The sequence below is a fragment of the Desulfomonilia bacterium genome (assembly GCA_036567785.1).
Lineage (GTDB): Bacteria > Desulfobacterota > Desulfomonilia > UBA1062 > UBA1062 > DATCTV01.
Map to the genome: position 1 here is coordinate 190,891 of DATCTV010000037.1, position 18,915 is coordinate 209,805.

Below are 18,915 nucleotides of genomic sequence, written 5' to 3' on the forward strand. Positions count from 1 at the left end.
ATTCATATATAATTTTTATTTCCTGTACTTATAATTTGGAAGTAACCGGCTCAAATCGGTTAATATCGTTTGACATAGAATGACATGTTCGTATAATTCAAGAAACCATTGAACTAAGAGAGGCACCCAGCCTCTCCCGTTTCGCATCTGGAGAAATCAGCAAAATAAAAACGCCCATGGAGCAAGACAATGATAGAGATGGAAGATCGCTGGTTATCGATAAATGAGATTTGCAAGTACCTCGGGGTCAGCAATGACACTGTTTACAAATGGATTGATAAACACGAAATGCCCGCCCATCGCATGGGCCGCCTCTGGAAGTTCAAGAAAGATGAAGTGGACGCATGGGTCAAGGCAGGTGGAGCAACCAAGCCTGTAGATACCGACAAAAAAGTAAGGAGTAATGACAGGCTATGAACCATGTTATCCATAATAGCATTGTTAATTTTATCTGGGGCATTGCAGACGACGTTCTTCGTGATGTCTATGTACGTGGCAAGTACCGTGATGTAATTCTGCCGATGACAGTTATCCGCCGTCTCGATGCGCTTCTGGAGCCGAGCAAAGAAAAAGTCCTCAGTATGAAGAAGCAACTCGACGCAGCTGGTATCGCCAACCAGCATGCCGCTCTCTGCCAGTCTTCGGGAGAGGCCTTTTACAATATATCTCCCTTTACCCTGCGCGATCTGAAAAACCGCGCCAAGCAGCAACAGCTCAAGGCGGATTTCGAAGCCTATCTGGACGGCTTTTCGCCCAATGTCCAGGAGATCCTTGATAAGTTCAAGTTACGCAACCAGATACCCACGCTGATCGAAGCTGACATTCTCGGCCACCTGATCGAGAAGTTCCTCGATAGTCGCATTAACCTCAGTCCCAAACCTGTACAGGATGTTAATGGGAATGAGCTGCTTCCGGCGCTCGACAACCACTCCATGGGAACAATATTCGAAGAACTGATCCGCCGCTTCAACGAGGAAAACAATGAAGAAGCCGGTGAGCACTTCACACCCCGCGATGTTGTCAAGCTCATGGCTGATCTGATCTTCCTGCCAGTGGCAGATTGCATTGAGTCGGGCACTTATCTTGTCTATGACGGGGCCTGCGGCACCGGCGGCATGCTGACAGTGGCAGAGGAACGCCTAGCTGAGCTGGCCCAGAGTCACGGCAAAGATGTCTCCATCCACCTTTTCGGCCAGGAGGTACAACCCGAAACCTACGCCATCTCAAAGGCAGACCTGCTACTCAAAGGCGAAGGGGCCGAAGCAGAGAATATGAAGTATGGCTCCACGCTCTCCGGCGATGCCTTCCCGTCACAGGAGTTCGACTTCATGCTCTCCAATCCTCCCTATGGCAAGAGCTGGAAGACCGATCTTGAGCGACTGGGCGGCAAGGGCGATATCAAGGACCCGCGCTTCGTCACCCAGCATGGTGGCGACCCGGAATACAAGATGATCACGCGTTCCTCAGATGGACAGCTCATGTTCCTGGTCAACAAGCTCTCCAAGATGAAACACTCCACCCGCCTTGGCAGCCGAATTGCCGAGGTTCACAATGGCTCGTCACTATTCACCGGCGACGCCGGTCAGGGAGAAAGCAACATCCGCCGCTGGATCATCGAAAATGACTGGCTGGAGGCCATCATCGCCCTGCCGGAGAATATGTTTTACAACACCGGTATCGCTACCTATATCTGGGTGCTGACCAACAGCAAGAGAGAGGAGCGCCGGGGCAAGGTCCAACTAATCGACGCTACGGGTTGGTTTGCGCCGCTTCGCCGCAATCTTGGCAAAAAGAACTGCGAACTATCCGAAGAACACATCCGCGCCATCTGCGACTTGGTGGTTAGTCCGGTCGAAACCGAAAAATCTAAGATATTCCCCAATGAATCCTTTGGCTACTGGAAGGTGACGGTTGACCGACCGCTTCGCCTTGCAGTCGATTTGAGCCCGGGCCGACTTGAACGGTTTGATTCAATATGCGCTAAGGCCAAGGATAAGCCGCTGGCCAATCTGGCCCACTGCGTTGCAGAGACCCTTGGAGTCGGCCAGCACCTGGACTTCAATGTCTTCATGAACGCCTGTGATTCCGATGCCGATAAACATGGCATCAAGCTCACCGATAAACGCAAAAAACTGCTGCAAAGTGAGCTCTGCGACACCTGCGAAGACGCCGCCCCTGTTCTTAAAAAGGTTCACAAGTCAGGCAAGGTCATGCCAGACTCCATACATGGCTTGTTCGAGGCCGAAATAAACGGCAAGCCCTGCGTGGTCGAATACGAGCCGGATACCGCCCTGCGCGACAGTGAACAGGTGCCGCTGCTGGAAGAAGGCGGCATAGAGTCGTTCTTTCAGCGCGAAGTTCTGCCGTACACACCAGATTCATGGATCGACGAATCCAAAACTCAAATTGGATATGAAATCAGCTTCACCCGCCATTTCTACAAACCCGTGCCCATGCGCACCCTGGATGAAATCAAGGCCGACATCTACGCCCTGGAGCAGGAAACCGAAGGACTGTTAGATGAGATTTTGGATGGGGGAAACTGATTGTGTTGGCTCAGCATGCTCAATTAATAACCGACTGGCTCACCTCTCCTTGGCTTGGAAACGCAATAGCCATCGGAGCATTGATTATTGCAATCATAGCGCTTTTCAAAACCAAGAAGACCGAGTACCGAATGGTGGCTATCGAAGAAGCTAGGGAGCAAGACAGAATCCGTGAAAAAGTAAGCGCCTCATTGATAGCCAACATTACTAATGATGGGAAACGAACTCAGGTGCATATCGAAAATCGTGGGCAAGCCACTGCCAGGGAAATCAAAGTTCATTTCGATGGGGCTCCATTCAAAGAACACAAGCTGGTGCCAGAAGGTGTCAATGGGGTAGGCGATATTGGGCCAGGGTCTAATACATCGATCCTAATTGCTCCAACCATGGGAAATGCTGATCCATTCAAAATCGAGATTACCTGGATAGATGATAGTGGTCAGGCTGGGCAGTTTTCCGGCATGCTGTCTCCTGTGTAGGAGGAAGGAATGGCGAACCTTCCAATATACGACAAGTACAAAGATTCCAATGTGACGTGGCTGGGTAAAATTCCAGCGCATTGGGAGCTACGCCGTGCCAAATACATTCTCAGGGAAAGAGATGAACGTTGGCAGGACGCCAAAGGCAACTTGTTGAGCGTTTCTCAATATACCGGGGTAACTAACAGAAGAAAAAAAGAAGGAAGCAAAGACCCCGACACCAGGGCTGAGTCCCTAGTCGGATATAAGGTCGCGGAGACAAACGACCTTGTGGTCAACATCATGTTAGCCTGGAATGGGAGCCTTGGCGTATCATCGGCTCAAGGGGTTGTGAGTCCTGCCTATTGTGTATACAAATTTCAAGATGGTGTGCCATGGTACTACCATAATCTTCTTCGCTGTACTCAGTATCGTTCAGAAATCAAAAGACGGTCAAGAGGTGTGGTTGAAAGCCGCCTTAGGATTTATTCAGATGATCTTTTTCGGTTGCAACTTATCAAGCCTTCGGAGGAAGAACAAACCCAAATCGTACGTTTCCTCGACTGGAAAACTGCTCAGATCAACAAATTCATCCGTAATAAGCGGCGGTTGATTGAGCTACTCAAGGAGCAGAAGCAGAACATTATCAACCAGGCAGTGACTCGAGGGCTCAATCCTAATGTCAAGCTCAAGCCCAGCGGCGTGGAATGGATCGGAGATATTCCGGAACATTGGGATGTAAGGAGAATAAAAACAGTAACAAAGATACTTCGTGGAAAATTTAGCCATCGACCGCGAAATGATGCCAGTTTGTATGATGGGATCTTTCCTTTTATTCAGACTGGAGATGTTGCAAGAGCTGGTAAATTTATTGTTGGATATAAGCAGACACTAAATGAAAAGGGATTTTTTGTAAGCAAGCAATTTCCAAAAGGAACACTTACTATGACAATAGCTGCGAACATAGGCGATGTAGCGATCCTTGATTTTGACGCATGCTTTCCAGACAGCATTGTTGGCTTTGTTCCAATCAAAAACGTATCTTTAGAATTCCTTTATTACACGTTTACAGCCATGAAAAAAGAATTTCTGAAAGAAGCTCCAGTCAATACACAGGGGAATCTGAATGTTGAAAGAATTGGTGCAATGTCAATTCCGCTTCCTGACTATGATACACAATGGGCTTTGGTAGATAATATTGAGAAATCATCTGCACAAATCGACCAGACCATTTTCCGCGCAGAGCGTGAAATAGAGCTGATTAGCGAATACCGCACCCGTCTGATTTCAGATGTTGTTACAGGCAAGGTTGATGTGCGCGGCATCGACGTTCCCGATGTTGCTGAAGAAGATATATTGGCGCTGGATGTGGATGCTGCCGAGCCAGATGATGTAATTGAAGATAAGGAGGATATGGATAATGCCGGCTGACACCAACCAAACTAAGGGCATTGCAAAACATGGCGACTATTCGCGCCTGCTTTCTGAAATAAAAGATCGTATACGCGCCGCGCAGTATGAAGCGCTGAAAGCTGTCAACAAGGAGCTGGTCGGCCTTTACTGGGACATCGGTCGGATGATCGTGGAACGGCAGAATGCCGAGGGCTGGGGCAAATCTGTTGTAGAACGCTTGTCCACAGACCTGCAGAAAGAGTTTCCCGGGATTGGCGGTTTTTCCATTCAAAATCTCTGGTACATGCGGCAGTTCTATCAAGAATATCATGACACGCCAAAACTCCAACCACTGGTTGGAGAAATCGGCTGGAGCCACAATCTGGTGATTATGGGGCGCTGCAAGGACCCACTGGAGCGGGAGTTTTATATCCGCATGACCCGCAAGTTCGGCTGGTCGAAAAATGTTCTTGTTCACCAGATCGATAACCAGAGCTATGAAAAATCCATGATGGGTCAGACCAACTTTGACAAGGCGCTGACTCCGGAATTGCGAGCGCAGGCTAAATTAGCGGTGAAGGATGAGTATATTTTCGACTTTCTGGAGCTGGGCGAGAATCACAGCGAGCGGGAACTGGAACGGGCGCTGATCGCCCGAATCGAGGATTTCCTTCGGGCCATGGGCGGCATGTTCGCTTTCATGGGCAGTCAGTACCGTCTGGAAGTGGATGGAGATGAATATTTCATAGACCTGCTGCTTTTTCACCGGCGGCTTAAATCTCTGGTGGCTATCGAACTGAAAATCGGCAAATTCATGCCGGAGTTTGTCGGCAAGATTCAGTTCTACCTGACAGCCCTTGACCGACAGGTCAGACAGGAGGACGAAAATCCTTCCATTGGCATCATCCTCTGCAAGGAGAAAAACCGTACGGTTGTGGAATATGCGCTGTACGACGCCCGCAAGCCCATAGGCGTTGCGACCTATGAGATCACAAAGACCCTGCCCAAGGCGCTGAAAGGACAGTTGCCGTCGCCAAAAGAAATCGCCACATTGCTGGAGGACTTATGAAACCGACCGACACCAGCGAAAAAGGCCTGGAATCGATCATTGTCGCTTCTCTTGTGGAGGAAGCAGGCTATGTTCAAGGCGATTCTAAGGACTATGACCGGGAGCATGCTGTAGATTTATCTAAGTTGCTGCAATTTCTCGCCGCCACTCAGCCAGATGCTTATGAAGAGCTCGGCATAGGCGATGAAGGCCCCAGGCGCACCCAGTTCCTCCACCGGCTGCAGGGCGAGATCGCCAAGCGCGGAGTGGTGGATATGCTGCGTAGCGGCATCAAGCACGGCCCATCTCATATTGATTTATTTTATTGCACACCTACACCAGGGAATGTGAAGGCGGCTGAAAGATTCGTTGCAAACATTTTCAGCGTTACCCGCCAGCTACGCTACAGCCGTGTCGATAGTGCGCTTGCCCTCGACATGGCCGTGTTCATAAACGGTCTGCCCATAGCCACTTTCGAACTCAAAAACAAGCTCACCAAGCAGACGGTTCTTGATGCCGTCGCTCAGTATCAGCGAGACCGCGACCCTAAGGAACTGCTATTTCAGTTTGGCCGCTGCGCCGTACATTTTGCCGTGGACGATCATGAAGTACGTTTCTGCACCCATCTAAAGGCCAAGGGCTCATGGTTTCTGCCTTTTAACAAAGGCTACGGTGACGGCGCAGGCAATCCGCCAAACCCTGCCGGACTGGCCACCGACTATCTATGGAAGGAAACTCTATCGAAGGAAGGCCTGACCGACATCCTGGAAAACTATGCCCAGATAGTTGAGGAAAAGGACGAGAAGACCGGAAAGAAAAAATACAAACAGATATTCCCGCGCTATCACCAATTAAAGGTAGTGCGTATGCTGCTGGAAGACGCCGGTGAAAAAGGCGTTGGCAGACGCTATCTGATCCAGCACTCGGCAGGCAGCGGAAAGAGCAATTCAATAGCCTGGCTAACGCATCAGCTTGTGGGACTTGAGCAGGGCAGCAAGGCACTGTTTGATTCCGTCATCGTGGTCACAGACCGTAAGGTGCTCGACAAGCAGATCCGAGATACCATCAAAAGATTTGCACAAGTATCGGCCACGGTCGGCCATGCAGAAAACTCAGGCGATCTGCGCCGGTTCCTCAAGGCCGGGAAAAAGATCATAATTACCACTGTGCAGAAGTTCCCGTTTATCCTCGACGAGATAGGCAATGAACACCGCAAGAGCAAATTTGCCATCATCATTGACGAAGCCCACTCCAGCCAGGGCGGCAAGGCGACCAAAGCAATGAATATGGCTGTGGCGGAGAAGATGGAAGAATATAAAACTGAATGGGATGAACTTGACACTGAAGACAAGATCAACAGAATCATGGAAGGCCGGAAGATGGTGACTAACGCCAGCTATTTCGCCTTCACAGCCACCCCAAAGAATAAAACCCTGGAAATATTTGGCGAGTCGGACCCGCAGCCGGACGGCGCTGTAAAGCATTGCCCGTTCCACAGCTATACAATGAAACAGGCCATCCAGGAGGGCTTCATACTCGATGTACTGAAAGATTATACACCGGTTGAGAGCTATTACCGCCTGGCCAAGACGGTGGAAGACGATCCGCTTTTCGATGCCAATAAGGCTCAGAAAAAGCTGAGACGTTATGTTGAATCCCATGAACATGCCATCCGTGAGAAGGCCGAAATCATGGTGGATCATTTCCACACGCAGGTGATCGGACACAACAAGATCGGCGGGCAGGCCCGGGCAATGGTCATCACTAATGGCATCGTGCGGGCCATCCAGTATTTTCATGCCTTCAAGGATTATCTAAAAGAGCGCAAGAGCCCCTATGAGCCTATTGTGGCTTTTTCAGGAGAACACGAATACGGGGGCAAGAAGGTGACCGAAGCGACGCTGAACGGTTTTCCCAGCAGCCAGATTCCGGAGAAGATTCAGCAGAACCCTTACCGCTTCTTGATCGTTGCCGACAAATACCAGACAGGATACGATGAGCCCTTGCTTCACACAATGTACGTGGACAAGGCTCTCTCAGGCATAAAAGCGGTGCAGACCCTTTCGCGTCTTAATCGCGCCCATCCGCAGAAGTATGACACCTTTGTTCTCGATTTTTACAATGACTCTGAAATCATCCAGAAGTCATTTGAACCATATTACCGCACTACCATCCTCAGCGAAGAGACTGACCCCAACAAGCTTCACGACCTCAAGTCGGACTTGGACGGCTGCCAGGTCTACTCGCAAGAGCAGATCGACGACTTGGTAGAGTTCTACCTTGGCGGGGCGGATCGCGATAAGCTCGACCCTATTCTGGATGCATGTGTGGCTATCTACAACGCCGATCTCGATGAGAATAAACAGGTTGACTTCAAAGGCAAGGCCAAGGCCTTCGTGCGCACCTACGGCTTTCTGGCTTCTATCCTGCCTTACTCGAATGCCGACTGGGAGAAGCTTTCGATCTTCCTTAACTTCCTGATTCCCAAACTTCCGGCGCCAAAAGAAGATGATCTGTCACGGGGCATCCTGGAAGCCATTGACATGGACAGCTATCGGGTTGAGGTAAAAACCAGCATGAAAATCAGTCTTACGGATCAGGATGCCGAAGTTGGACCGGTTCCGACCAGCGGCGGCGGCCGTAAACCGGAACCGGAACTGGACCAACTTAGCAATATCATCAAAGCGTTCAACGACCAGTTCGGCAACATCGAATGGAAGGACGGCGATAAGATTAGCAAGGTCATCGCCGAAGAAATTCCTGCCAAGGTGGCGGCGGATGCGGCCTATCAGAATGCAATGAAGAACAACGATAAAAAGACCGCCCGCATCGAACATGATGCTGCGCTGCAGCGGGTCATGATCGACCTGCTGGCCGACCACACCGAACTATTCAAGCAGTTCAGCGACAACCCGTCGTTTAAAAAATGGCTGGGCGACACCATCTTCGGTGTGACTTACCGGCAACAGGTAGGACAATCAGATACAGAGCTGAGCCATGGACGTTAAATCAGCCGCAATTAAGATGATGAATGGTGAACTGCTTACTATGCTACTGAAGTGACTCCAGTGCTTTTTGGTTTGTTGAAATTAAGTATTAATGCTGAGAGTTTCAGATGGTCAGATTTCCTTGTAATCCGAGCGGTCTAACCAGCTGTGTTTTCATTTAGAATATTCTAAAACATCCATTAAATCATAAAATTAGACAATTTGCAGGGCTTGATCTATGGAGAGATGCATCTGCCAGGTTACTGGAGAAATTTTAAACAACAAAAGGGTGCTTAAATGAGAAAACAAAATGTGCTGGCGTTATATGACCATGGATCATGCAGTTCAGTGTTCTTCGCCGGTATCGATAATCAGAAGAACTCAGGCTTTATGGGCAAATGCCCCAACCCTGACTGCAGTAAACCGGTGAAATTGAACCCTACTGCACTCTTTAATTCCATCGACAAGGCCCGCCGGGCATACATCAGAAAGATCAAGAGCGGCAATAAACCCGTTTTCTGGTATGCCTGATAATATGCGTGTGTGATATTTTCTGGTATAAGTTAAAAGTCTTGGTGCGAGAGAAGGGACTTGAACCCCCACGGATCACTCCACCAGATCCTAAGTCTGGCGCGTCTGCCAGTTCCGCCACTCTCGCCCGTTCCCCTTCTATCAGCATGAGGGCCTGTTTTGTCAAGAATCTTTTCGAAATATAACCGGCAGCTTTTATTGATGCCCTCTCAGGACGACAGATAGGCATCCTTCATAAGATAGTCCTGAATATATTCCCTGACGGCCTTTTCAATGGAAGCAGGTTCTGTTTTATATCCTGCCTTCTTCAGCTTTGAAATATCGGCTTGGGTATAATACTGATATTTGTCCCTCAATATTTCAGGCATGTCGATAAAGTCTATTTGAGGCTCCATATTGAGTGCTGAGAACATGGCGTTTGCGAGATCAAGCCATGTCCGGGCCTGACCTGCGCCTACATTGAAAATTCCAGAGACGCTGTGATTATCCAGAAAAAAGAGGACGGCCCTGACCGCATCCTTTACATAGATGAAGTCCCTTTTCTGACAGCCGTCCTTGTATTCCGGATTATGTGATTTGAAGAGCCTAAGTCTTCCGGTTTCTTTTATCTGTGCATAACCCTTGTGGACAAAGCTTCTCATATCAGCCTTGTGATATTCGTTCGGGCCATAGACATTGAAGAATTTCAAGCCTGCAATTGTAGATAGAAGCCCCATTCTTTTCGCCCAAAGGTCGAAGAGATGCTTTGAATAGCCGTACATGTTGAGGGGAATAAGTTCTTCGATGCGCGCTTCATCATCTGAAAAACCTTTCAAGCCATCGCCGTAGGTGGCTGCCGATGAGGCGTAAATGAACCTGACGCCTTTGTCTGCGCAGAATAGGGCTAGGTCTTTTGTATATTGAAAGTTGTTTCTGATGAGGTAGGTTGCATCCGCTTCCGTTGTGGAGGAGCAGGCCCCCATGTGGATCACGGCGTCTAGCTCGGGAAGTGAGCCCGAGTGAAGCTGTGCCGAAAAATCGTCTTTTTCCCTGTAATCCGCGAAAGAAAGGCCTCTAAGGTTTTTCCATTTTGATGAGGTCCCCAGATGATCCACTGCAAGAATATCATTCATGCCCCTCTGATTGAGCGCATGTATGATTGCACTGCCGATAAAACCTGCCCCGCCCGTGACTGCTATCAATTATGACTCCTTATTTCCCCGCGTGCTCCGAACCGGGACGGCCGACCCATTCTTTCATACCCCTGGCCAGACCCATGAGAAGCAGCACCCTGCCCATTATGAAATCCGGCAGAAGCGCCCTGGAAATCACACCGATGTGAAGCATGGGAGGAATTTTTATTACATTGCGGCCTTTCTTGAGAGCCTTTTCCACGATGGCCTCGGCGACCGTGTCATGCTTTTCTATCCTGGGCACTATCAGTTCTCCCAGGAAGTTCAGTCTGCCGCCTTCGAACATGCCTGTCTTAAGGAAATGAGGGTGGATCGATGTATATCTGATATTCTTCTTGTCCAGTATGGCCTCGAACCTGAGTGATTCGGTCAGACCCCACACGGCCCATTTCGTTGCGCAGTAAACTGCAAGGTCGGGTACGCCGATAACGCCTGCAGCGGATGATATGTTTACAATATGACCCAGGTTGCGTTTGTACATTCCCGGCAGGAATGCCTGGATCGTGTAGTACATTGACGTAAGGTTGACGTCCGTCTCCCTTTCCCAGTCTTCGACCGGGCGGCTGCAGAACCTGCCGGTTTTGACGAAGCCTGCGTTATTGACAAGGATATCCACCTGGCCCATGTCTTTTTCGGCCTGTGCTGCAAGTTCTTTTACCCTGTTTTTGTCAGTGACATCACATTGATAGGCAAAGACCTTTCCTCCTCCCAGCCTTTCAAGATCAGATTTTGCATCCTTGAGGGCTTTTTCGTTCATGTCCCAAAAAGAGACATCGCAGCCATTCATGAGGAGCCTTCTGCAGGTTGCAAACCCGATTCCCATTGCACCGCCCGTAACAACAGCTTTTTTGCCCCTTAAATCCATTTTATCGCCTCCTTTTTTATTTCATTCTTCGGCCCATCGTATGAGTCCTATGTCCACCGGATATCTTATATGTTCATGCCTCGGCATGATCCTGACCGTATAACCGAACCTGCCCGTATCTTCACAGGTAAGAACCGCCCTGAACTTATGAATGCCGTTGCCAAGATTTTCCTCATGTTCCATGATAAGGTCCCGGGCATCCGTAAGATTGTTGGCGTCATCAAGTGTGCCGTAATAGACACGGGCGCTTATCTGAGAAGGCTCGATGGCGCCAAGCTGAATCTCTGCATTGATGATAATCTCGGAATCGACCTTGACCTCTGCGCTCCCCTCGTGTCCCATGCTGAGCACTTTTACCGATTTCCAGTTCGATATCAGATGAGTGCACCAGGCTACGATATCTTTGGCCCCTTTGAAATTGTTTGCAGAAAGGGTCTTGTGGTTGAGGGCCGCCTCCATATAGCAGCGGTCGGTATATTCCTCGACCATCCTGTTTGAATTGAAAGCCGGACACAATGTGCGCATGGACTTCTTCATCATGGATATCCAGCCCCTCGGAAGACCGTCAAGACCTCTTTCATAGAATAACGGGATTATCTCACGCTCGAGCAGGTCGTAGATGGCCTTGCTTTCAGCCATGTCCTGATTCTGCCAGTTGTCGTACTTTTCATCCTTGCCGATGGACCATCCGAGACCCGGTGCATAGCCCTCATCCCACCATCCGTCTTCGATGCTCAAGTTCAAGGCGCCGTTTGCTGTAGCCTTCATTCCGGAGGTACCGCAGGCCTCAAATGGTCTGCGCGGATTGTTGAGCCAGATATCGACACCCTGAACAAGGTATCTTCCGATATTCATATTGTAGTCTTCGAGGAACACGATTTTATCCCTGAACGGGTCCTGCCTGCTTTCATGGATAATCCTCTGTATAATGTCCTTTCCCTCGCTGTCCCTCGGGTGGGCCTTTCCTGCAATAATAAGCTGCACAGGCCTTTCTTTGCTTGAAAGAATAGCCTTCAGACGATCAATATCCTTGAAGATAAGAAGGCCTCTCTTGTATGTTGCCATTCGTCTTGCAAAGCCTATTGTAAGGGCATCGGGCTTAAGCACCTCCTTGGCCCTTTCGATCTCTCTGGGGTTTACTCCCTGCCTTTTCAACTGGTCGATCAGGCGTTTTCTCGAAAATTCGACAAGCCTTCTGCGTCTTCTTTCATGCGTGTACCAGAGTTCGGTGTCAGGTATTTCATCCATCCTCTCCCAGAGCCTGCTGCTGTCCGGGTCTTCCTTCCATTCGGGGCCCAGATACCGGTCAAAGAGATCCGCCATTTCTGCGGATATCCACGAGGGGATGTGAATACCGTTGGTGATGGATGAAATAGGAACCTCATCGGACGATACATGGGGCCAGATATCTTTCCACATGTTCCTGGAAACTACTGCATGAAGCTTGCTTACCCCGTTTCTGAATTCGGAGGTTTTGAGGGCAAAAACGGTTGCACCGAATGGTTCCGAACTGTCATTCGTGTTCTGCCTTCCCATCCTCATGAAGCTGTTCCATGATATGCCCACTTCATCCACATACGGCCTTAAATATTTTTCGACAAGGTTTGGATTAAAGACATCATTGCCCGCCGGGACCGGCGTATGCGTTGTGAATACCATGGATGACCTTACCAGGGCGAATGCAGTGCGAAAATCAAGGCCCGTATTCAGCATGTAATTCCTTATTCTTTCAAGACCGACAAGGAAGCTGTGACCTTCATTCATGTGATAGACCATGGGGTCTATGCCGAGGGCCTTGAGTGCCCTGATCCCGCCTATTCCAAGGATGATTTCCTGTTTCAGCCTGTATTCCTCGTTGCCGCCATAGAGGTTGGCTGTCAGCTGCCTGTCGTCCTCGTTGTTCTCGGAGATATTGGTGTCAAGAAGATAAAGCGGAATCCTTCCAACATTGCAGCGCCATATCTGCAGTTTTATATCATGGTCCCCCATCCTGAGAGGTATCCTTAGGGGATTGCCCTGGCTGTCCTTCTCGAGCGTTAGCGCCATGTGATAAAAGTCATTGTCCGTATCCTTTTCCTGCTGCCAGCCGTCAACGTTGAGCTGCTGGGTGAAATAGCCGTGCTTGTACATGAGACCGACGCCGACCAGAGGCAGTCTCAGATCGCTTGCGCTTTTCAGGTGATCGCCCGCCAGTATTCCCAGTCCGCCTGAATATATAGGCAGACTTTCCGTGATGCCGTATTCCATAGAGAAATAGCCGATTTTAAAATCGATTGGCTGTGAAATAAGGAATGAATACACACCTTTTTCGGACATGTAATCGGTAAAAGATTCGTAAGTCTTCTCCATCTGTGAGAGGAAGCCTTCATCCTCAAGGAGGTCCATGATCCTTGACTGGGAAATCTTCGATATCATGTTGACTGGATTGTGGGCGATTTTTTCCCAGAGGTCCCTGTCCATATGTCTGAAAAGTCTCAGCCCCTGCTGGTTCCATGAAAACCACAGATTCATGGCCAGCTCTTTAACAGGCTTGAGCATTTCCGGTAGTGCCGGCATTACCCAGTAAGGTATTTTCTTTATCTGCATGCGAACCCCTTTCAATGTGAATACAGGCTGCTGCCTGTCGAATTCATGCCGCCAGTTCCCCGGCTTTTCGATTTTGTCAGATGTTTGCGGCCTTTAAGTTATCTACCCTTTATGGTTTTCGGTTTTGCGGAGGACTTTTCCCCCATTTTCACCTTCGCTTTTTTTGCTGCATCGCTGTCTGGATATTCATTTATCACTTTTTTCAGCGACAGGCGGCCTGCCTCGGAATCTCCAAGCTCGATCAGCGCCAGACCTTCCTTGTACAGGCAATCCGGTACCTTCGGACTTTTAGGATAATTCTTGAGCACAACATCATACCTGTCTATGGCAGATTCAAAATTGCCTTCCGCAAAAAGGCATTCTCCTGCCCAGAAATTTGCATTGTCAACCAGATCGCCGTTCGGGTTGGCTGCAATATAGGCGTCGAATGCCTTGAGTGCTTCAAGGAATTTGCCGGCATTGAATTTGTCTATTGCCATATTATACTGAGATCTGGCCGAGGCCGAAGCAGCCTGACCCTTTATGGAGTCTTCAAGCGCCTTGACTCTAGCCTCCAGTAAGTTGATCTTTGTAATGTCGGTTTTTGGCGTTGCGGACAGTTCCTCGATTCTTCCCTGTATCTCCCTGATCTGAGTCTGAAGATCATTGAACTGTGCCTGGATGGCCGCCTGGTTTTTCAATGCCTGAGTCTTGTCACTGCTTATCGTTCCAATATCCTTTACAAGTTTGTCATTGCTGACCTTCACAGCGTCAAGCTCGGTCTTGAGGTTGGTAAAATCCCGCTGCGATGCGCATCCGGCAAGCATTAAAACTGCAACCGAAATTAGAAGTATGACCGTTACCGATAGTTTTTTATTTTTCAAATGCATCAAGGTGTGCCCTCCTGTTTTTTGCCCATGCGGCTTCATTCTGGCCTTTGGCCGCAGGTTTTTCCTTGCCGTAGCTGATAACGGAAAGCCTGTTTCCGTCAATACCCAGGGAAATAAGGTATTTCCTGACTTCACGCGCCCTCTTTTCTCCGAGTGCAAGGTTGTACTCTGTAGTTCCGCGATCATCACAATGCCCTTCGATAATGACTTTGAGCGACTGCATGCTTCTCAGAAAATCCGCCTTTGAAGCAAGTATATTCTTGCCTTCCTCTGAAATGGTGAAGTCGTCAAAATTGAAATATATATCTTCATCCTCGAATTTTTTCAGGCTCTCTGTTGCTGTAACGTTGCCTGTTAAGCCGGGAGACTGCGAAGGAGGTATCTCGATCGGCTGCGGAAGCATTTCCGGTGACTGTGAATCACTTTGTGACACACTGCTCTGTGCCTGATTCTGGTTGGCTGGGCCATACATCTGTTCAACCTTTTTCTTTGCGCATGAGCAGAGAATAGTCATTGTAAACATTAAAAGAACGATAAAGGCTATTTTCCGCCTAGTCATCAAATTCTCCTTGCAAGCAAATTCTTAACACCTAAAATTTTATCACAGCTTTGAGAATAGGTGTATCTATAAAAAAACAAATGTAGTTGTTCGACGGCCGGTTCAGAAATAAATCCTTGTTCTCAGAATTTATTTGCCTTCATTTTAGAAGAGCACTCCATACCGGCTGGCTGAATTTGCCCCCCGAAGTTGTGATGCGGACGGGTTTGCTTCCGATCAGGTCGGTTATATACAGATTGCCGTCACCGGCGGCGAAGACTATGAGCCTGCCGTCGGGTGAGAATGCTGGAGAGAAGTCTTCGAATTCGGTTCCCTCGAAGACCCTCAGGTCTGAGCCGTCCGGCCTTATTGTGGCAACATGAAATGCCCCGCCATCGACATATGTAAAAGCGATCAGGTCGCCTTTAGGCGAGAATCTGGGTTCGGTATTCTTTTTCCCCTGAAAGGTGATCCTGGTCTCCTTTCCTGTTGATAAATCCTTTATGTAGAGCTGAGGAGTGCCGCCCCTGTCCGAACAGAAGACCATACTGCCGCCGTCCGGGGAAAAGCTTGCCGAGGTGTCGATACCCGCCGAACTGACCAGACGTGATACTGCTTTTGTATTGAGGTCCATCAAATATATGGACTGGTTTCCGTCTTTTGACATTGTAAGCGCCAGCTTCTGACCTGACGGATGAAAAGCCGGAGCGGTATTGAGCCCCCTGCTGTCTGAAAGAAGGGTAGCGTTGCCCTGCGAAAAATTTATAAGCCACAAATCCGGATTTTTCTTTGCATAGGAAACGAATGCTATCCGGTTTCCCTCCGGAGAAAAGGCGGGGCTCAATACGATATCGTCCGGTTTTGACTTTAAAAGCGGGTAACCACCGGTCCCGTCCGGCCTGCATGTGTACAGCGTCCGGCCTGAACCCGTCTGCATGACTGAGACTATCTTCGAGTTGAATATGGGAGAAAGGCCCAGGGAATCTTTGAGAAAGGAATCCACAAAATTGTTGATGCTCAGGTAAACGGCATCCTTGAAGGGCTTATAGTCAATGGATGTAATTACTTTTCCCGTTATGTCCGCGGCCTCCAGCTTCAAGTTTACCGACTTGTCTCCGGCAGGCGTGAGCGAGCCCGTAATAATGAAGTCTGTTCCGATCGAGCTGAAGTCGGAAAGCTTCGCCTGGGATGTAGAGGAGATGGATGCCTGCGACGGATAGGTTTTAGGGTCGATAATATCGTAGACCTGTGCGATTTCCAGATCTTTTTTCAGTATCGCCCATGCCGGACCTGCCAGATCGGGAGGCCCGGCAAACAAGGGCATGGCCACCTTTGCTTTTTTTACGCCGCCTGCCTGAATCACTATGATTTCGTGATCCTGGGCAATAGAGATGTTGAATATAAGAAATATAAAAATGATTGCCGATAAACCGGCCATTCTGTTACGTTTCATTGCTATCTCCTTAATTACTGTAGGGCGGGACGAACGATAATGTCCATTCATATCTTCCGCCCGGGGGCGGCGGAAGCTTGATCCTGCTCAATGCGATTTCAACCGAGCGGTCATAAGGCCTGTTTCCCGAGGAGACCAGAAGCTTTCTGCTGATTATATCGCCTGTTGAGGAAATCCTGATGGTGTATGTCGCCTGCAGATCGGGTCTTATAGGCACGCCTTCCGGTATCTGCCATACATTCCTGAATCTTGCCATTACAATTCCTATCCATGCATCCTTCCTTGCAACCTCGCCATATGCGCTTCCACCGGTAGAATCGTCGTCTCCATGACGGTCATACTGACCCGACTGGGCTGAACCCGAAGACCGTGCAGGTTCCGAATCCAGATCAGGGCTCGGCAGTCTTGACGGGCCGTCATTGACAGGAACGTCTCTTGAAATTTCCCCGAAATCTTTAATCTTCGGTACAGATGTCGGCATGGAGAAACTTCTGTATGCGCCGCCGGAAACAGAGGCGCCCGGCACTCCGGGCACAATATCGACCTCGTAAACAACCGGAACCGTCTTTGGCTTCGATGAAAAATCAGGCACCAGCACTGCTGCAAAAAGCCCTATGTGCAGCAGAAGGGATATTGCCAGAAAGACATGAAATTTTCTCATCCTTACCTGTTTATCGGAGGTTGAGTGACAAGCCCCAGCTTCGTAAGGCCCGAATTCCTGATGAGGGCCATGACTTCTACGACATACCCGTACGGCACGCCCTTGTCGGCCTGCAGAAAGACATTTTCAATTCCTCTCTGCTGCACTATCTGTTCAAGCAGCGGGGTCAGTCTGCCTATTTCCACTGTGGAGCCGTTGATATCAATCTTCCTGTCCTGGCTTATGGTAACGATTATGTCCTGGGACTGGCCGGGAAGCGCCTTTGATTCAACCTCGGGAAGGTTTACATTCATGCCTTCCTTCATCATAGGCGCGGAAACCATGAAGATTATAAGAAGCACCAGCATTACATCGACCATCGGTGTAACGTTAATGCCTGATAAGACTTTACCCTTGCTGTTTCCTGTCTCCATACAGGCTCCTTCTGGCCCAGTTCATGTATTCGATCATGAACTGATCCATTTGACGGTGTATATGATCCATGACACCGGTGAAATAGTTATAGAACAGGACTGCCGGTATTGCGACAAAGAGCCCTGCCGCCGTTGCAACAAGCGCCTGGGATATGCCCGGAGCAACTGTTGAAAGGTTTGCGGAACCCATCAGGCCTATCTGCCTGAACGAATCCATTATACCCCAGACCGTGCCGAACAGGCCGATAAAAGGAGATGCACTGCTTATGCTGGCAAGAAAACCAAGCCCCCTGCCCAGTGACATCGATTCATCGGCTGAATTGCCTTTGATTATACCCTCGATATTTTCAAGCAGTGCGGGAGATATCGATGTGGCGGTGCCGCTTATCCTGTCAAGTTCAAGCTGTGCAGCGCTGTACAGCCTTGTGACAGGGGAGTCACCGGCCTGCCTGATCCTTTCCGATATTTTGGATTGTGTTCCTCCGTGCGCCAGAGCATTCAGGACGATTTCCCCGCTCTTTCTCGCCCTCTTGAAAACTATCCATTTCTGTATGATCAGTGCCCATGAAACAACTGAAAAAACCAGCAGACAAAGAAGCACGATCTTAACAATAGGGTCAGAATCGATGACCATGGCCCCAATATCGCCCCTGAACTGGCCCGGAGCAGCTAACGCCGTAGCAGCCAGCATTAACATGAGTACCTCCCGTTAAAAACTTTATTTAAGGTAGTTTGTTCAACATCTCAGCCTTCATATATATTTTAAAGAATAGTTTGTTCAAGTGCAAACCTAATCACTCAATTATGACACTTTTTGACATTTTGTTGTTACCATATAACTACATGAAAAAATAAAATAAAAATCAAGTTAAAGTGTTATATTATTATTGACCGATAATAATGATTGTAATATAGGCTAAATAGTGCCAAAAAGTGGCATGAGAGGTTTACATGTTTAAAGGGCACTTTGTAAACTCTATTAATGACAAGGGAAGGTTAAGCATTCCGTCCCGTTTCAGGGACGAGCTTAATCTCTGTGGTACCGATAAGCTCATTATAACGAAAGGGATAGAATCCTGTCTCGTTGCGTATTCTCCGGATGAATGGGAAAAGGTCGAGGAGAAGGCCTCCCGCCTTTCAAGTTATAAGCCTGCTGGCATATTCTACAAACGGCATGTGATAGGATCGGCCGATGAATGCACGATAGATGCACAGGGTAGGATACTTGTCCATGCGAGTCTGCGAGATTATGCGGGCCTCAAGAATAAATGCCTGTTTGTCGGAATCACCGACCGCTTCGAAATCTGGAATCATGAAACTTATGAAAAGATCATGAAAGAAGCGCTGGCCAGCACGGGAGACCTTCGCGAAGAGCTCGCGAAGCTCGGGCTTTAGA

The 18,915-nt window shown here is 48.9% G+C and carries 17 protein-coding genes and 1 tRNA gene; 8 read left to right on the forward strand and 10 right to left on the reverse strand.

Annotated elements, in window-relative coordinates:
- The first annotated feature begins 189 nt into the window (after positions 1–189).
- The 7 genes from VIS94_11565 (at position 190) to VIS94_11595 (ending at position 8,962) form a co-directional block, all read left to right on the forward strand.
- Positions 190–417 carry a helix-turn-helix domain-containing protein gene (locus VIS94_11565; protein ID HEY9161712.1) on the forward strand — a complete coding sequence of 76 codons (228 nt, stop codon included), beginning with the start codon at positions 190–192 and terminating at the stop codon, positions 415–417.
- On the forward strand, positions 414–2,546 hold the full coding sequence (locus VIS94_11570) for a class I SAM-dependent DNA methyltransferase (protein HEY9161713.1): 2,133 nt from the start codon (positions 414–416) through the stop codon (positions 2,544–2,546). The genes VIS94_11565 and VIS94_11570 overlap by 4 nt, the downstream gene beginning before the upstream one ends.
- 5 nt (positions 2,547–2,551) lie before the next feature.
- Positions 2,552–3,025 (forward strand): hypothetical protein, encoded by a 474-nt coding sequence (locus VIS94_11575; protein HEY9161714.1) that lies wholly within the window; start codon positions 2,552–2,554, stop codon positions 3,023–3,025.
- Between the two features lie 9 nt (positions 3,026–3,034).
- Positions 3,035–4,435: a restriction endonuclease subunit S gene (locus VIS94_11580; protein ID HEY9161715.1), complete on the forward strand. Its 1,401-nt coding sequence runs from the start codon at positions 3,035–3,037 to the stop codon at positions 4,433–4,435.
- Positions 4,425–5,465 carry a PDDEXK nuclease domain-containing protein gene (locus tag VIS94_11585; GenBank protein ID HEY9161716.1) on the forward strand — a complete coding sequence of 347 codons (1,041 nt, stop codon included), beginning with the start codon at positions 4,425–4,427 and terminating at the stop codon, positions 5,463–5,465. The genes VIS94_11580 and VIS94_11585 overlap by 11 nt, the downstream gene beginning before the upstream one ends.
- Positions 5,462–8,452 carry a type I restriction endonuclease subunit R gene (locus tag VIS94_11590; GenBank protein ID HEY9161717.1) on the forward strand — a complete coding sequence of 997 codons (2,991 nt, stop codon included), beginning with the start codon at positions 5,462–5,464 and terminating at the stop codon, positions 8,450–8,452. Before VIS94_11585 ends, VIS94_11590 begins: the two co-directional genes overlap by 4 nt.
- Before the next feature lie 276 nt (positions 8,453–8,728).
- Complete coding sequence (locus tag VIS94_11595; GenBank protein ID HEY9161718.1) at positions 8,729–8,962, forward strand: hypothetical protein; 234 nt, start codon at positions 8,729–8,731, stop codon at positions 8,960–8,962.
- A gap of 42 nt (positions 8,963–9,004) precedes the next feature.
- Here VIS94_11595 and VIS94_11600 read toward each other — a convergent pair.
- From VIS94_11600 to VIS94_11645, 10 genes are all read right to left on the reverse strand, one after another.
- Positions 9,005–9,089 (reverse strand) — tRNA-Leu (locus VIS94_11600).
- Positions 9,090–9,171: 82 nt separating this feature from the next.
- On the reverse strand, positions 9,172–10,143 hold the full coding sequence (gene rfaD, locus VIS94_11605; GenBank protein ID HEY9161719.1) for an ADP-glyceromanno-heptose 6-epimerase: 972 nt from the start codon (positions 10,141–10,143) through the stop codon (positions 9,172–9,174).
- A 10-nt stretch (positions 10,144–10,153) separates the two neighbouring features.
- Positions 10,154–10,999 carry an SDR family NAD(P)-dependent oxidoreductase gene (locus VIS94_11610; GenBank protein HEY9161720.1) on the reverse strand — a complete coding sequence of 282 codons (846 nt, stop codon included), beginning with the start codon at positions 10,997–10,999 and terminating at the stop codon, positions 10,154–10,156.
- Positions 11,000–11,020: 21 nt separating this feature from the next.
- The gene (gene glgP, locus VIS94_11615) at positions 11,021–13,585 is read right to left on the reverse strand and encodes an alpha-glucan family phosphorylase (GenBank protein HEY9161721.1); all 2,565 of its coding nucleotides are present in this window, start codon (positions 13,583–13,585) and stop codon (positions 11,021–11,023) included.
- Positions 13,586–13,683: 98 nt separating this feature from the next.
- A complete protein-coding gene (ybgF, locus tag VIS94_11620) occupies positions 13,684–14,454 on the reverse strand; it encodes a tol-pal system protein YbgF (GenBank protein ID HEY9161722.1) in 771 nt (256 codons plus the stop codon).
- Positions 14,438–15,013: a peptidoglycan-associated lipoprotein Pal gene (pal, locus tag VIS94_11625; protein HEY9161723.1), complete on the reverse strand. Its 576-nt coding sequence runs from the start codon at positions 15,011–15,013 to the stop codon at positions 14,438–14,440. Before pal ends, ybgF begins: the two co-directional genes overlap by 17 nt.
- 139 nt (positions 15,014–15,152) lie before the next feature.
- A complete protein-coding gene (locus VIS94_11630) occupies positions 15,153–16,445 on the reverse strand; it encodes a DPP IV N-terminal domain-containing protein (GenBank protein ID HEY9161724.1) in 1,293 nt (430 codons plus the stop codon).
- A 10-nt stretch (positions 16,446–16,455) separates the two neighbouring features.
- Positions 16,456–17,106, reverse strand: coding sequence for a TonB C-terminal domain-containing protein (locus VIS94_11635; GenBank protein ID HEY9161725.1), 651 nt, complete (start codon positions 17,104–17,106; stop codon positions 16,456–16,458).
- 2 nt (positions 17,107–17,108) lie between these two features.
- Positions 17,109–17,519 carry a biopolymer transporter ExbD gene (locus VIS94_11640; protein ID HEY9161726.1) on the reverse strand — a complete coding sequence of 137 codons (411 nt, stop codon included), beginning with the start codon at positions 17,517–17,519 and terminating at the stop codon, positions 17,109–17,111.
- Complete coding sequence (locus tag VIS94_11645; protein ID HEY9161727.1) at positions 17,494–18,216, reverse strand: MotA/TolQ/ExbB proton channel family protein; 723 nt, start codon at positions 18,214–18,216, stop codon at positions 17,494–17,496. Before VIS94_11645 ends, VIS94_11640 begins: the two co-directional genes overlap by 26 nt.
- Before the next feature lie 254 nt (positions 18,217–18,470).
- On the opposite strand from VIS94_11645, the gene mraZ reads away from it, so the two are divergent.
- A complete protein-coding gene (gene mraZ, locus VIS94_11650; GenBank protein ID HEY9161728.1) occupies positions 18,471–18,914 on the forward strand; it encodes a division/cell wall cluster transcriptional repressor MraZ in 444 nt (147 codons plus the stop codon).
- Position 18,915: the final 1 nt, after the last annotated feature.